This window comes from Stenotrophomonas sp. Sm10 (assembly GCF_030985515.1).
Lineage (GTDB): Bacteria > Pseudomonadota > Gammaproteobacteria > Xanthomonadales > Xanthomonadaceae > Stenotrophomonas > Stenotrophomonas hibiscicola.
This window is the reverse complement of sequence record NZ_JAPTFO010000044.1, coordinates 22404-36062: the sequence shown is the minus strand read 5'-3', so window position 1 is coordinate 36062 and position 13659 is coordinate 22404. Positions and strand designations below refer to the sequence as shown.

Annotated in this window: 13 protein-coding genes; all 13 read left to right on the top strand. The window is 68.5% G+C overall.

Annotated features, from left to right (window positions below; translation table 11 throughout):
- Nucleotides 1–405: 405 nt before the first annotated feature.
- Nucleotides 406–1086 (top strand): STN domain-containing protein, encoded by a 681-nt coding sequence (locus O0J15_RS13335; protein ID WP_308305788.1) that lies wholly within the window; start codon nucleotides 406–408, stop codon nucleotides 1084–1086.
- Between the two features lie 16 nt (nucleotides 1087–1102).
- A complete protein-coding gene (locus O0J15_RS13330) occupies nucleotides 1103–1633 on the top strand; it encodes an RNA polymerase sigma factor (RefSeq protein ID WP_026347004.1) in 531 nt (176 codons plus the stop codon).
- Between the two features lie 69 nt (nucleotides 1634–1702).
- Nucleotides 1703–2683, top strand: a complete 981-nt coding sequence (locus O0J15_RS13325) for a DUF4880 domain-containing protein (RefSeq protein WP_155029667.1) — start codon at nucleotides 1703–1705, stop codon at nucleotides 2681–2683.
- Between the two features lie 58 nt (nucleotides 2684–2741).
- On the top strand, nucleotides 2742–3293 hold the full coding sequence (locus tag O0J15_RS13320) for a hypothetical protein (protein WP_308305787.1): 552 nt from the start codon (nucleotides 2742–2744) through the stop codon (nucleotides 3291–3293).
- Between the two features lie 120 nt (nucleotides 3294–3413).
- The gene (locus tag O0J15_RS13315) at nucleotides 3414–3995 is read left to right on the top strand and encodes a hypothetical protein (protein ID WP_308305786.1); all 582 of its coding nucleotides are present in this window, start codon (nucleotides 3414–3416) and stop codon (nucleotides 3993–3995) included.
- Nucleotides 3996–4052: 57 nt separating this feature from the next.
- On the top strand, nucleotides 4053–4490 hold the full coding sequence (gspG, locus tag O0J15_RS13310) for a type II secretion system major pseudopilin GspG (protein ID WP_049440019.1): 438 nt from the start codon (nucleotides 4053–4055) through the stop codon (nucleotides 4488–4490).
- Nucleotides 4491–4499: 9 nt separating this feature from the next.
- Nucleotides 4500–5405 carry a type II secretion system minor pseudopilin GspK gene (gspK, locus tag O0J15_RS13305; RefSeq protein WP_308305785.1) on the top strand — a complete coding sequence of 302 codons (906 nt, stop codon included), beginning with the start codon at nucleotides 4500–4502 and terminating at the stop codon, nucleotides 5403–5405.
- Nucleotides 5402–6565: a type II secretion system protein GspL gene (gspL, locus tag O0J15_RS13300; protein WP_308305784.1), complete on the top strand. Its 1164-nt coding sequence runs from the start codon at nucleotides 5402–5404 to the stop codon at nucleotides 6563–6565. Before gspK ends, gspL begins: the two co-directional genes overlap by 4 nt.
- Nucleotides 6562–7089: a type II secretion system protein GspM gene (gene gspM / locus O0J15_RS13295; RefSeq protein ID WP_308305783.1), complete on the top strand. Its 528-nt coding sequence runs from the start codon at nucleotides 6562–6564 to the stop codon at nucleotides 7087–7089. Before gspL ends, gspM begins: the two co-directional genes overlap by 4 nt.
- Nucleotides 7086–9467, top strand: coding sequence for a type II secretion system secretin GspD (gene gspD / locus O0J15_RS13290; RefSeq protein ID WP_188249836.1), 2382 nt, complete (start codon nucleotides 7086–7088; stop codon nucleotides 9465–9467). Before gspM ends, gspD begins: the two co-directional genes overlap by 4 nt.
- On the top strand, nucleotides 9464–10897 hold the full coding sequence (gene gspE / locus O0J15_RS13285; RefSeq protein ID WP_155029660.1) for a type II secretion system ATPase GspE: 1434 nt from the start codon (nucleotides 9464–9466) through the stop codon (nucleotides 10895–10897). The genes gspD and gspE overlap by 4 nt, the downstream gene beginning before the upstream one ends.
- A 7-nt stretch (nucleotides 10898–10904) precedes the next feature.
- The gene (gene gspF, locus O0J15_RS13280) at nucleotides 10905–12104 is read left to right on the top strand and encodes a type II secretion system inner membrane protein GspF (protein ID WP_308305782.1); all 1200 of its coding nucleotides are present in this window, start codon (nucleotides 10905–10907) and stop codon (nucleotides 12102–12104) included.
- A gap of 254 nt (nucleotides 12105–12358) precedes the next feature.
- Nucleotides 12359–13555, top strand: a complete 1197-nt coding sequence (locus tag O0J15_RS13275; RefSeq protein ID WP_134729056.1) for a substrate-binding domain-containing protein — start codon at nucleotides 12359–12361, stop codon at nucleotides 13553–13555.
- Nucleotides 13556–13659 lie beyond the last annotated feature (104 nt).

The window sequence follows — 13659 nt, the reverse complement described above, 5'->3', positions numbered from 1 at the left end:
CCGGTTGCGGGGGACGCTGCAAGTACGTCCATGTAAGCTCGGTCGCCGCATCCATGCGGCTCACGCCCCCGCAACCGGACCTACCCCGCCTTCGACAGATTTCCACGAACTGCTGGAACGGCATGAGCTGCTCTTGGTGGGTGTCGACCTTGGTCGACACGTCTGGGTCGGCACGGGGTCGGATCCCGTTGCTGCGCAACGGGCTCTGACCCCAGGCGTGGATGAGGTGGTCTGTTCGATCTATTGATTCCTGATGGGTGACTGGCTTCAGGTCGGCCGTAGGCGGCGGTCATCGCAATGACATGTGACCCCGGTACGGTTTGAGCCCGCTTGCGGGTCGCGCGCGGGCCGGGGTTCCGGTCTTGGCGCGCGTCCACTGCAGCTGCTGTCGCTGCCGAGGGTCATGTGTTCTACGTCAGGGGGCTGAATGGACACCATGCGGTCAGAACTTGGAAGGTGGCCATCGCGGCATGGCTGCTGCTGTCCTTTGCCGCTGCCGGGCAGGACGGCGTTCATGCCTACGACATCCCTGCGCAGCCGCTGGAACAGGCGGTCGAGCGCTTCAGCGTCATCAGTGGGTGGTCCGTGATGTACCCGGGCGATCTTGCCGCGGGCCGCAGCAGCCGTGCGCTGCGCGCCAGCCTGCCGCCGCTGCCCGCCCTGCAGGCGCTGCTGCAGGACTCCGGCGTCGAGGCCGAGGTGATCGGCAAACAGCGTGTGGTGCTGCGCCGGGGCGCGCCCTTGGCTGCCGAACCCGGTGTCGGCGCGGAGCTCGCCGATGCGGAACGTCGACGTCGCTATGGTGGCCTGCAGCAGCGGCTGCGTGCGGTGTTCTGTGACGACCCGGAGATCGCTCCCGGCCGCTATGCCGCGACGCTGCGTTTCCGTGTCGACAGCGAGGGCCAGGTGCATGCGCCCGAGCTGCTGTCAGGCAGTGGCAGCGAGCGCCGCGATGCGCGCCTGCTGCAGGCGCTGCAGCACTTGGTGCTGGCGCCCGATGCCGCTGCGCTGCCGCAGCCGGTAACGCTGCAGATCCGACCTTCCGGCACCGACCACGACTGTGGCGGGCGCGCGCCCCTTCCATGACTTCAAGGATTCGAACATGAGCAACGGTACGGCTGGGGCAGTTGACCTGATGGACCACCTTCTGGGTGCCTACGATGAACTGAAGCGCCGGCTGGTGCGCAAGCTGGGCTCGGAGGAGCTGGCCGGCGACGCGCTGCAGGACACGTGGATGCGCCTGAGCGCGCGGCGTGACCGCCTGGATGCCGTGCAGAACCCCGCGGCCTACCTGCTGCGCATGGCAATGAATACCGTGATCGACCGCCAACGTGCTGACCACCGCCTGCTGAGCCTGGAGGAGGTGGATACGCTGATGGACATGGCCGACCCTGCACCCGGCCCGGCGCAGGCGGCTGAACTGGACTTCGCGCTGGAAGACATGGTCGGCCTGCTGCAGCGCATGCCCGAGCGCCGTCGCCGCATCCTGCTGGCGATCCGTGTCGACGGCCTGCAGCAGCGCGACGTCGCCGATCACCTCGGTGTGTCGCTGCGGCTGGTGCAGCGTGAGCTGAAGGCCGCCCAGGACTATCTGGCCGAGCGCAGCGGAACGGGGCGCCAGGTGCGGTTCTGAACGGCGGCATCCGTCTACACTTTGACGCCGAGCAGAACCCCGCAGCGTGCGGGTCCGGCATGAGCCCCCATGGATCCTGACGATCGCCCGCAACGCCCGCTGGATGCCGTCGAGCGTCAGGCGCACGCGTGGGTGGTGCGGCTGACCTCGGGCGAGGCGACCGCCGCCGACGGGCGCCGGTTCCGCGCGTGGTGTGAGGCTGACCCGCGCCATCGCGAAGCGTTTGGCCGTGCGCGCCGGCAGTGGGAGCAGGTGCGGCTGGCCGGCGAGCAGCTGCCAGCGGCCGCGCGTCAACCGGTCGCGCCGACGCCGGCCCAGCGCTGGAGCCGACGCGCCTTCCTGGGCGCCGCGATTGCCGCCCCGGCCAGCCTGGTAGTGGTGGCGGCCATCCGCCCGCCGATGGGCCTGTGGCCCTCGGTGACAGCCATGGCAGCCGATTTCCATACCGGCACCGGTGAGCGACTGCAGATCGCGCCCTCGCCGCAACTGAAGATCGAACTGGATACGCAGAGCAGCCTGCGCCGCCGCGCGCACACGCAGGGCGAAGGCTTCGAGCTGGTGCAGGGCCAGGCCGCGATCGAGACCCAGGCCGGTCTGCGCCTGGCGTTGTTCGCGGGCCCGGGCTGCGTGATTGCCGATGAGGGCGCGGTGCGCCTGGACGTACGCAACACCCAGGGCCAGGTGCGGGTGACCTGCCTGCAGGGCAGTGCCCGCATCGAGCATCCGCAGGGCCGGCTGCGGCTGCAGGCGGGCCAGCAGACCCGGTACGACGAGCGCCTCAGTGGTGTGGTGGCCGAGGCCGTGGCGTCGGAAGTGAGTGCCTGGACGGAGGGCATGCTGGTGTTCCGCCGCGCACCGCTGCGTGAGGTGGTGGAGGAGATCAACCGTTACCGCCGCGGCAAGGTACTGCTGGGCGAATCGGCATTGGCGCGCGCCCCGGTCAGCGGCCGCTTCCGCATCGATGATCCGGACGCGGCGCTGGAGCAGCTGCGACGGACGATGTCGCTGGATCTGCGTCGCTTTCCGGGTGGCATCGCCGTCCTTGGATAGATGAAGGCGCTGGCCGTGCGCGCCGCGCCGGGCTGTTGCAAGCAAGGAGAATCCAAGGATGCGCAACGAGACCATCGGTGTGCTCGATCTGCGCCGCAATCTGTCTGCATTGCTGGAAACCACCCAGCGAAGGCCCCTGATGGTGCATCGCTATGGTTCGCCCTGGGTGTGCGTGGTGTCTGACGCGCAGTGGCAGCAGCAGGCGGTGCTGCTGGACTTCAATCCGCAGTCACACCCATTGGCGATGCTGCTGCGGCTGCAGCAGCAGGAGATGCCTTTGGTCGAATCCGGGGCGCTGCCGCCTGCGGTGCTCGCACGCGCACTGCTGTTGGCGGGCATGCATGGCATCGACGATCCCACGCAGCTGCATGAGCAGGTACTGCATCATCGGCTCTGGCACTGGTTCGTGGCGGGCGCCCACGGGGTGATGGAGGGCTGGCAGCTGCCCGCACTGCGCGTTGCGCTGGCGTCATGGTGCAATGACGTGGACATGACCGATGCACTGGTCGCATTCGCCGCCCGCAGCGACGTGGCGGTACTGGCCCGCCGTTGTGGGGGTGACGCACCGCGGCTGCAGCGCGAAGCCTGCAGGCGGATGACGCTGCGATGACGTTGCCGATGAAGCGCCACCCCGTGCACAGAGTTGCATTCGCGGTGTCGCTTCACCTGCCTTGCTGACGTCTTCTCCAGAGTACGACGCACCACGCGTCGTGGAGCACGGGCGGCGCAGATGGAAGACAGTCGCAGGATCAGCATGCTGGAGCTGGATCGCCACCTGAGCCAGTCGCTGGAGCAGGCACGGCACACGCCCCTGAACGTACAGCGCTATGGCCGCTCGTGGGTCTGGGTGCTGTCCAGTGACGCCTGGGCGGATGCGGCGCGCTGGGCGGCACTGGACAGCAGTGCGCATCCACTGGCGGCACTTCGAAAGGCCCTCGACCTGCGGCTGTGGCCCTGGCCCGACGCGGCCATGAGCGCGCTGCCGCTTGGCGCAGCCGATGCGCGACTGCTGCAACGTGCGGCCCTGCTGGTGATCGTGCGTGATCTCAACACTGCGCAGCGCGTGTACGACGACCTGCGCTACCACCAGGCCTACCGCATGTTCATCGGCCTCGACCACGGCACCGCGTGGTCGCCGACGCAGTGCGTGCGCCTGCTGCAGGCGTGCGTGCATCCGTTGTTGCGCGAGTGCATCGACCAGACACTGGCCAGCGTGCCGCCGCACCTGCTCGAGGCGGCACGCGTGCCGGCTGCACGTGCGCCCGCACAGGCAACCGCGCAGCGAATCGCAGGCGGATGTTTATCGTACTGACACATGCACCGCTGACCATGGTGCAGCGGTCTCTTCCAGGATGACGAGGGCGGAACAATGGCAAGGCAGGCAGGTGGTTGCAGGGCTCGGCAGCAGGGCTTCAGCCTGATCGAGATCATGGTGGTGGTGGTGATCATTGGCATCCTTGCCGCGCTGATCGTGCCGCGGTTGATGGACCGTCCGGACCAGGCGCGCGTGGTGGCGGCGCGCCAGGACATCGCGGCGCTGATGCAGGCGCTGAAGTTGTTCAAGCTGGACAATGGGCGCTATCCCAGTGCCGAACAGGGCCTGCAGGCGCTGGTGAAGCCGCCGCAGGGCAGCGGTGCGTTGCCGGTGACGCCGTATCTGGATCGCCTACCGAATGATCCGTGGGGCCATCCGTACCAGTACCAGGTTCCCGGAACCCATGGCGACATCGATGTGTTCTCGCTGGGTGCGGACAGCAAGCCCGGTGGCGACGCCGGGAACGCAGACATCGGCTCCTGGCAGCTGTGAGGCGTGCTGATGGCAGCCCGGACGCGTTCGATTTCATGCATCCACCAGCGTGGCGTGGCGGTGATCGTCGCCTTGCTGGTGGTGGCATTGGTGGCCGTGATTGCCACTGCGCTGCTGACCCGGCAGTCGGCGCAGCTGCGTGCGCTGCGCGGCGACCAGTTGCGCGCGCAGGTGCGCATGGCGGTGGACGCCACGCTGGAGCGTGCGGCGCAGCAGCTGCGTGAGGATGTCAAGGAACAGCTGACCACGGTGCGCAGCGGGCGCTGGGCGCGCCCGTTGGAACTGCAGGCGCCGTTGCCGGTGCAGGTGCAGCTGGTCGATGCGCAGTCGATGTTCAACCTGCGCAACCTGCTGGCACATGGCAGGCCGGACCCCGAGGCGCGGGGCGCGTTCGTCGCGTTGTGTACCGGGCAGGGGCTGGGCCAGGGCACCTGCGCATCCGCGGTGGACCACATCCAGGCGCGCCTGCGCGACGGCGATATGCCGGCGCAGGCGCCGCTGCCGCGCGAATCACTGATCGAACAGGCGCTGGCCGGCGCCGACCCGGTGGCGTTGCAGGCGCTGGCGCGGCGCACAGTGGTGTTGCCCGCGCAGACCCTGGTCAACGCCAATACCTGCGACCTGAGCGTCCTGCAGGCAGTGACGCCTGCGGTGGAACCGGCAAGGTTGAAGGCGCTGCTCGCTGAGCGCGACGCCGGCCACTGGCTGCTCAACCGCGGTGACATCGCCAACCGACTCCAACTGAGCAACGAACAGATGGCCGTGCTTCCGCTGGGTATCCATAGCGAGTGGTTCCTGGCCGTCGGCCGGGTGCAGGCCGACGGCAGCGCGGTTGATTTCCGCGCGCTGCTCTGGCGCGAGTACCGCGACGACGGGGTGCGTGTACAACGGGTGTGGACGAGGATCGGCGCATGACCGTGCAGCTTCGGGTGCGCCTGCCGGCGCTGGCGCACCTGCGCGCTGACAGCGCGGTGCACTGGGCGCAGCTGCACAAGGGCGAGGTGCTCGCCCACGGCCGCGACACGCTGGCGGCGCTGGGCCTGCGGCATCCGCGGGCCACGGTGCATGCCTGCCTTGATCCGAACGACCTGATCCTGCTGGAACTGCAGCTGCCGCCGCTGTCCGGGCGCCGCCTGCACGCGGCGTTGCAGGGCGAGGTGGAGGCCATGCTGCTGGATGATCTGCAGGAGGTGGCGCTGGCCCACGGTGCGCAGGCGGCAGACGGTACGGTTCCGGTGGCCTGGCTCGGCCAGCAGGCCATTACGCAGGCGCAGCAGCTGCTGGCCTCGTGCGCGCTGCAGCTGCAGGCGTTGCATCCGACGCCACTGCTGCTGCCTTGGCAGGACCGCCACGCCACGCTGCAGGTCAGCGGCGAGCATCTGCTGGTGCGCAGCGGGCGCGATCGGGGACTTGTCCAATGGTATGGCGGACGTGATGCGTCTGCGGTGATGCAGGCGTTGGCCACCCGCCTGCAACAGGCCGGCGTGCAGGCCGTGCAATGGATCGACAGCGTACCGCCGGCGTGGCCGGGCAGCCTGCCGGCCACCGCCGTCGCGCATGAACTGCAGGCCTGTGGCCCCTTGCCGGGTTGGTCATTGCCGCTGCCCGGCGCAGGCCGTCAAGCGCCGCGACTGGCGATCGGCCTGGCACTGGCGGCGGTGCTGTTGGCCGCACTTGGGCTGCAGTGGCAGGTCTCGCGTTGGCGGATCGAGGGTGAGGCGCTGCAGCAGGACATGGCACGGCAGTTCAGCGCACGCTTCCCGGAGATCACCGATGTGGTGGACCCGGTGTTGCAGGCAAGGCGAGCGCTTGCGGTTCCGCCGCCAGCGCCGCCGTTGCCGGCGCTGCAGCGTCAGGTCGCCAGCACGCTGCACGCGGTTCCGGAGCTGGCGGGGCAGGTGCACAGCCTGCACTACCAACCCGGGCAGGTGTACCTGGAGCTGGACGCTGATGCTCGGGCATTGGCCGACGATCCACAGCGGCTTGAGCGCTGGCAGCAAGCGGTGCAGGCGCAGGGGCTGCAGCTGGTGCGCGATGCCGGTGGACGCCTGCGGGTGAGCGGAGCGGGACAGTGACGACGCGAACCTTGCGGCTGAGCGAGGGGCTGGCGGGCGTGCAGCAGCGCTGGCAACGCCTGCCACCGCGCGACCGGCTGATGCTGTGGGTGATGGTGGTGGCGCTGCTGGTGGCGGGCCTGTGGTCGTTATGGCTGGAGCCCTTGCTGAAGCAGCGCACGCACTGGCAGGCCGAACTCCCACGGCTGCAGGCGCAGCAGCGCGCACTGGCACCGCTGCTGGACGCCCGTGAGCGCCAGCAGCTGGCGCAGGGCCAGCATCCGACCCTGGCCGGACTGCGTGACCAGATCAAGGCCGCCGGTCTGGCTGGCGGCCTGCATATCGAAGCGCGCGACGGGCGCTGGCACCTGCAGGTACGGGCCGTACCTGCCGATGCGCTATGGAACTGGCTGCTGCCGCTGCTGGCCGACCCTGCCATCGAGCTGCAGCAGCTGCAATTGACACGCACAGGGGATGCGAACATGCCGGCGGCACGGATTTCAGGACACATCGTGATGGTGGCCCCTGCGGGTGCCCATCCATGAGGGCGATGCGCAGCCTTGCCTGCAGTGCCGCATTGGCCCTGATCGTGGGCGTGGCCCACATGCCGGCGCCGGTGGCGGCGCAGGACACAGGCGATGAGCCGGTGCAGCTGAACCTGGTGGATACCGATATCGGTGGCGTACTGCGCATGGCAGCGCGCTTCACCGGGCGCCAGTTCCTGGTCGATCCACGGGTGACCGGCAAGATGACAGTGGTTTCCGATGGCCCGGTCAGCCGTACCCAGGCCTATCAGCTGCTGCTCGGGGCGTTGCGCATGCGCGGCTTTGCGGTGGTCGAGAACGGCGGCGTCAGCCGGGTGGTGCCGCAGGCCGACGCCAAGCTGCTTGGCGGCCGGGTGGGCGCCGGTGGTGCAGGGGGCGAGATCGCCACGCGCACCTTCCCTCTGCGCTACGAGAATGCTGCCGCGCTGGTGGCAGTGCTGCGGCCGATGATCAGTCCGGACAATCCGATCACTGCCAACCCCGGCAACAACACCCTGGTGATCACCGACTATGCCGACAACCTGGAGCGCATCGCACGGGTTATCGCCAGCGTCGATACTCCGGCCGGCATGGACACCGATGTAGTGAAGCTGCAGCAGGGCATCGCTGTGGACGTCGCGGCGATGGTCGCGCCGCTGCTGGATGCGCAGGGCGCCGAGCCCAGCCAGAAGGTGGTGGTGATGGCCGACCCGCGCAGCAACAGCGTGCTGCTGCGTTCCAGCAGCCCCGGCCGCACCCGTCTGGCGCGGCAGCTGGTGGAGAAGCTGGACCGCGCCCAGGACGAGTCCGGCAACCTGCATGTGGTCTACCTGCGCAATGCCCAGGCCAATCAGCTCGCCGGCGTGCTGCGCGGCGTGGTTGCGGGGCAGAGCGATGCGCCGGCAGTGGGCAGCAATGAAGGCATCACGCCACTGCCTGGCGATGCAAGCCGTTCCGCACCGGCGCAGCCGTCGCAACCGCAGCAGGCCAAGACCGGAAGCAATGCGCTGGAATCGCAGCGGCTGGACCCGAGCCGGCGTGACCCGATCGATGCGGGAAGCACCGGCTTCAGCCAGAACGGCATCTCGGTGCAGGCGGACGTGGCCACCAACACGCTGCTGATCTCGGCGCCGGAGCCGGTGTACCGCAACCTGCGACGGGTGATCGACCAGCTCGACCAGCGCCGTGCACAGGTGCTGGTCGAGAGCCTGATCGTGGAGGTCAACCAGACCGATGCGGCCGAGCTGGGCGTGCAGTGGATGCTGGGCAATGGACGCACCTTTGGTGGCACCCACTTCGGTGGCGCCACCGGCGGCAGTGGACTCAATACCGGTGCCCGCACCACGCTGGACGTGCTTCCCCGGGATGGCCTGAAGATCGGCGTGATCGACGGCACCATCAACCTTCCAGGTGTCGGCCAGATCCTCAACATGAAAGCGCTGGCCAACGCACTGCAGAGCAAGGGCGGCGCCAACATCCTGTCCACGCCGAACCTGATGACGCTGGACAACGAAGCGGCCAGCATCATGGTCGGCCAGACCGTGCCGTTTGTCAGCGGGCGCTACGTGACCGACGGTGGCGGCGGCAGCAACAACCCGTTCCAGACCATCGTGCGCGAGGACGTGGGCCTGAAGCTGCGCGTGCGCCCGCAGATTTCCGAAGGCGGCACGGTGAAGCTGGACATCTACCAGGAAGTCAGCAGCATCGACGCGCAGAGCGCGAACAGCACGGCCGGCATCATCACCAACAAGCGCGCACTGGATACCAGCGTGCTGCTGGACGATGGCCAGATCATGGTGCTGGGTGGCCTGCTGGAAGACAGCGTCAGCCATGGCCGTGATGCGGTGCCGGGGCTGGGAAAGATCCCGGTGCTGGGCGCCTTGTTCCGCAGCGACACGCGCAAGCGCGCCAAGACCAACCTGATGGTGTTCCTGCGCCCGCACGTGGTGCGTGACCCGGCCGCCGGCCAGCGCCTGACCCGCGACCGCTACGACTACATGCGCAACGCGCAGGCGGGCGCGCAGCCAGTACAGAGCTGGGCCTTGCCGGCGCTGTCGGCACCGCAGCTGCCACCGCAGGACCTGTCTGTACTCGGCCAGGGCAATGCGCGCGATGGCCGGGGCCAGCCGTTGCAGAACACCAGCCTGGCCGCGTTGTATCCGTCCGGTGACGGCGATGCGCAGCTGGTGCAGTTCGCGCAGGGGCTGGACCCGGCGCGTGCCAGCCAGGGCGTGGCGCAGGTGCGGGCACTGGGCCTGCAGGCCTATGCTGAAGCGACGCCCGGCGAGAGCGGGCAACGCCTGCGCGTGCGATTGCCGCGCGATCCGGCGACGCTGGACCCTGCGCTGCAGCAGCTGCGCGGGCTGGGCTACACGCCGGAACTGGTGATCGGGCCGTGAGCGCTTCCGCGCCGCTGGCGTACGCCTGGGTGCGCAGCCATGGCGTGATGCTGTCCGAAGTTGGCGGCGAGCCCGTGTTGCTGGGCACCGCCGACACCGCAGCGTGGGCCGTGGCCGAGCTGCGCCGGCGGCATGGCCCGCTTCCGTTCCAGATGCTGGATGCGGCAGCCTGGCAGCAGCGCTTGGGCGAGCAGTACCGTGACGGCGGCGATGCCGCTGCCGTGGTGGGGGCCGCCGAGAGTGAAGTCGATCTGGACCGGTTGATGCAGGACATGCCGGAGGTCACCGACCTGCTGGATGCGCAGGACGATGCGCCGGTGATCCGCATGATCAATGCGTTGCTGGCACAGGCTGCACGCGACGGTGCCAGCGATCTGCATATCGAGCCGTTCGAGACCCATTCGGTGGTGCGCTACCGGGTGGACGGCACGCTGCGCGACATGGTGCAGCCACGGCGCGCACTGCATGCAGCGCTGGTGTCGCGCATCAAGATCATGGCCCACCTGGACATCGCCGAGAAGCGGTTGCCACAGGATGGGCGCATTGCGATCCGCGTGGCCGGGCGGCCGCTGGACATCCGTGTTTCCACTGTACCGACCGGGCATGGCGAGCGCGCCGTGCTGCGATTGCTGGAAAAGGATGCCGGCCGCCTGCAGCTGCAGCGCCTGGGCATGGCCGATGACACCTTGGCCACATTCACCGGGCTGATCCGGCAGCCGCACGGGATCGTGCTGGTGACCGGGCCGACCGGCAGCGGCAAGACCACGTCGCTATACGCCGCGCTGGGCCAGCTCGACAGCAGCACCAGCAACATCCTCACCGTGGAAGACCCGGTGGAGTACGACTTCGCCGGCATCGGCCAGATCCAGGTCAATGCGCGTATCGGCATGAGCTTTGGCACCGCGCTGCGCGCGATCCTGCGCCAGGATCCGGACACGATCATGATCGGTGAGATACGCGACCTGGAAACCGCACAGATCGCCGTGCAGTCGTCACTGACCGGGCATGGCGTGCTGGCCTCGCTGCACACCAACGATGCGATCTCGGCGGTGACCCGCCTGGCCGATATGGGTGTGGAGCCGTTCCTGCTGGCGTCCTCGTTGCGCGGCGTGCTGGCGCAGCGGCTGGTGCGGCGGCTGTGCACGCAGTGCCGGCGTGCCGAGGTGGACGGCGAGGGCCGCACTGTGTGGCGCGCGGTGGGCTGTGCGGCCTGCGCCAACAGCGGCTATCGGGGTCGTACCGGCATCCACGAACTGTTCGTGGTCGATGACCGCGTGCGCGCATTGATCCATGAAGGGCAGGGCGAGCCCGCGCTGCGCGAGGCCGCGCGGCGCGCCGGCATGCGCACGTTGCGGCAGGACGGCCATCGCTGGGTCGACAGCGGGGTGACCACGCTGGAAGAAATCCTGCGCGTCACCGGCGACGACTGAGACGACGATGGCACTGTTCGATTATCAGGCCGCCAACGCGCAGGGCCGCATCGAGAAAGGCCAGCTGGACGCCGACAGCCCGCGCGGTGCGCGTCAGCTGCTGCGCGGGCGTGGGCTGACGCCTGTGCAGGTCAGTGCGGCGCGCAGTGCCGGCAGTGGCTGGGGTGCTCGCCGGTTGTCAGCCAGTGAGCTGGCCTGGGCCACGCGCCAGCTGGCCAGCCTGCTGGCCGCCAGCCTGCCGTTGGAAGGTGCCTTGAGTGCGGTGATCGAGCAGGCCGAGCGCCCGCACGTGGCGCAGGCGCTTACTGCCGTGCGCGCGGATGTACGTGCTGGCCAGCGCCTGACCGTGGCACTCGCCGCGCGGCCTCGCGATTTCCCGCCGATCTATCGGGCCCTGGTGGGGGCGGGTGAAGACTCCGGCGACCTGGCGCGAGTGATGGAGCGCCTGGCCGACTACATCGAAGAGCGCAACGCGCTGCAGGCCAAGGTGCTGACCGCCTTCATCTACCCGGCGGCGATCAGCCTGGTGTCGGTGGCGATCGTGATCTTCCTGCTCAGCTACGTGGTGCCGCAGGTGGTGACCGCGTTCGTGCAGGCGCGGCAGACGCTGCCGATGCTGACCCAGGTGATGCTGGCGGCCAGTGCTTTCGTGCGCAGTTGGGGCGTGTGGGCGGGGCTGGGCATCGCTGCGCTGGTGGTGGCATGGCGACTGGCGCTGCGCCGGCCCGAGCTGCGCCTGCGCTGGGACGCGATGCTGCTGCGGCTGCCGATGGTCGGGCGTTTCGTGCTGGGCGTGAACAGTGCGCGCTTCGCCTCGACACTGGCGATCCTGCTGGATGCCGGCGTGCCGCTGCTGCGCGCGTTGGAAGCTGCCCGGCAGACACTGGGCAATGCGTTGCTGGCGCGCTGTGCCGATGATGTGGCTGCACGCGTACGCGAAGGTGCGGCACTGGGTGCTGCGTTGAAGGTGCAGAAGGTCTATCCGCCGATCCTGGTGCACCTGGTGGCCATCGGCGAGAAGACTGGTTCGCTGGCGCCGCTGCTGGATCGCGCCGCGCAGACCATCTCACGCGAGATCGAGCGTCGCGCGATGGCGCTGACCGCCCTGCTGGAACCGACCATGATCCTGGTGATGGGCGGCGTGGTGCTGACGATCGTGCTGGCGGTGCTGATGCCGATCATGGAAATGAACCAGCTGGTGCAGTGATGCGCAACGCGCAACACGGGTAGCGCCGGGCCATGCCCGGCGAGCGCGCAGCACGGCGTGCCTTCGATTCTCCACACAATCCTCCACACCTTTTTTCGATCTTCCACAGGTTTCTTAAGCGGCCTGTCATCGGTGCGGACCAGCATGGACACGTCGCCGCAGAGTGGGCTGGGAGGCCCTCGGCGGCAGCAGGCGTGTAGTGACCGTTCCTCCCTTGGCGTTTCCCTTCGCAGTAAACCCTTCAGGAGAAGATCATGAACAAGTACAAGACCCTGGCCGCGCTGGTTGCTACCGCGCTGCTGGCCACTGCTGGTGCCGCTTCGGCCCAGACCGCCGTCACCGGCGGCGGCGCTTCGCTGCCGGCCGACCTGTACAAGGGCCAGGCCGACAGCATCCTGCCGGCCAACTTCAGCTATGCCGTGACCGGTTCGGGCACCGGCAAGAAGGCCTTCCTGGAAAACAATTCGGCGCTGTTCTCCACCACCGGTACCGTGCACTTCGCCGGTAGCGATTCGGTGCTGAACAGCACCGAGCTGAGCACCTACAACAGCACCTACAACGTGTCCGGCGACGCCAACCGCTATGGCGCACTGGTGCAGATCCCGTCGGTGGCCACCTCGGTCACCATTCCGTTCAACAAGGCCGGTTCGGCGGTTGACCTGTCGGTCACCCAGATCTGCGGCATCTTCTCCGGCAAGATCAACAACTGGAGCCAGCTGGCGGGCTTGGGCCGTACCGGCGCCATCCAGGTCGTCTACCGCGGCGAAAGCAGCGGCACCAGCGAACTGCTGACCCGCTTCCTGACCAGCGCCTGCCAGCCGGCTGACGTGTCGGGTACCAACCTGAAGCTGACCAACGGCGTGCCGGCATTCTCGGTGCAGTCGACCTTCGCCAACCTGTTCACCAGCGTGCCGTCGAACTTCATCGCTGCCCCGGCCACCGGTGGCACCGCGCTGTACAACGCCGTCTATGCCGTTGACGGCCGCGTCGGCTATGTCGGTCCGGACGTGATCCCGAGCCTGACCGATGCCACCAAGATCGCCAAGGTCAAGGGCTTCTCGCCGGATGAAGTGAGTGTGCAGGCCACGCTGGAAACCGCTGCGCCGCCGACCGGTGCCGCCGCCGAGAACCCGGCGAACTGGGTGCCGGTGTTCGGCAACCCGAACGCGGGCTATCCGATTGCCGGTTACACCAACTTCGTGTTCGGCCAGTGCTACAAGAATGGCACTGTGGGCGCCAACGTGCGTGCCTTCCTGGCACGTCACTACGGCAGTGTCGTCGATGGCAACGGCGTCGAGAAGGGTCCGAACGACGACGCGATCCGCGCGCACAAGTTCATTCCGCTGACCAAGACCTGGCGTGATGCGGTCCGCACCCGCTTTGCGACCGCCACCAACGCCGGTGCCGTGAACAACCCCAGCACCTGCTCGGGCATCGGCCGTCCGCTGTAACTGCGACTGCTTTGGTCGTTGCAGGAAACGCACAAGGGCGCCGGCAGCAATGCCGGCGCCTTCTGCGTATGTCCGCTGCATGACAGTGATGCGCCTGTCGCCTT

What these genes read in the sequence shown, in the direction of transcription:
- O0J15_RS13320 (WP_308305787.1), top strand. Translation starts at nt 2,742, where the DNA reads ATGCGCAACGAGACCATCGGTGTGCTCGATCTGCGCCGCAATCTGTCT.
- O0J15_RS13330 (WP_026347004.1), top strand. Translation starts at nt 1,103, where the DNA reads ATGAGCAACGGTACGGCTGGGGCAGTTGACCTGATGGACCACCTTCTG.
- gspG (WP_049440019.1), top strand. Translation starts at nt 4,053, where the DNA reads ATGGCAAGGCAGGCAGGTGGTTGCAGGGCTCGGCAGCAGGGCTTCAGC.
- O0J15_RS13325 (WP_155029667.1), top strand. Translation starts at nt 1,703, where the DNA reads ATGGATCCTGACGATCGCCCGCAACGCCCGCTGGATGCCGTCGAGCGT.
- gspD (WP_188249836.1), top strand. Translation starts at nt 7,086, where the DNA reads ATGAGGGCGATGCGCAGCCTTGCCTGCAGTGCCGCATTGGCCCTGATC.
- gspK (WP_308305785.1), top strand. Translation starts at nt 4,500, where the DNA reads ATGGCAGCCCGGACGCGTTCGATTTCATGCATCCACCAGCGTGGCGTG.
- O0J15_RS13315 (WP_308305786.1), top strand. Translation starts at nt 3,414, where the DNA reads ATGGAAGACAGTCGCAGGATCAGCATGCTGGAGCTGGATCGCCACCTG.
- gspL (WP_308305784.1), top strand. Translation starts at nt 5,402, where the DNA reads ATGACCGTGCAGCTTCGGGTGCGCCTGCCGGCGCTGGCGCACCTGCGC.
- gspF (WP_308305782.1), top strand. Translation starts at nt 10,905, where the DNA reads ATGGCACTGTTCGATTATCAGGCCGCCAACGCGCAGGGCCGCATCGAG.
- O0J15_RS13275 (WP_134729056.1), top strand. Translation starts at nt 12,359, where the DNA reads ATGAACAAGTACAAGACCCTGGCCGCGCTGGTTGCTACCGCGCTGCTG.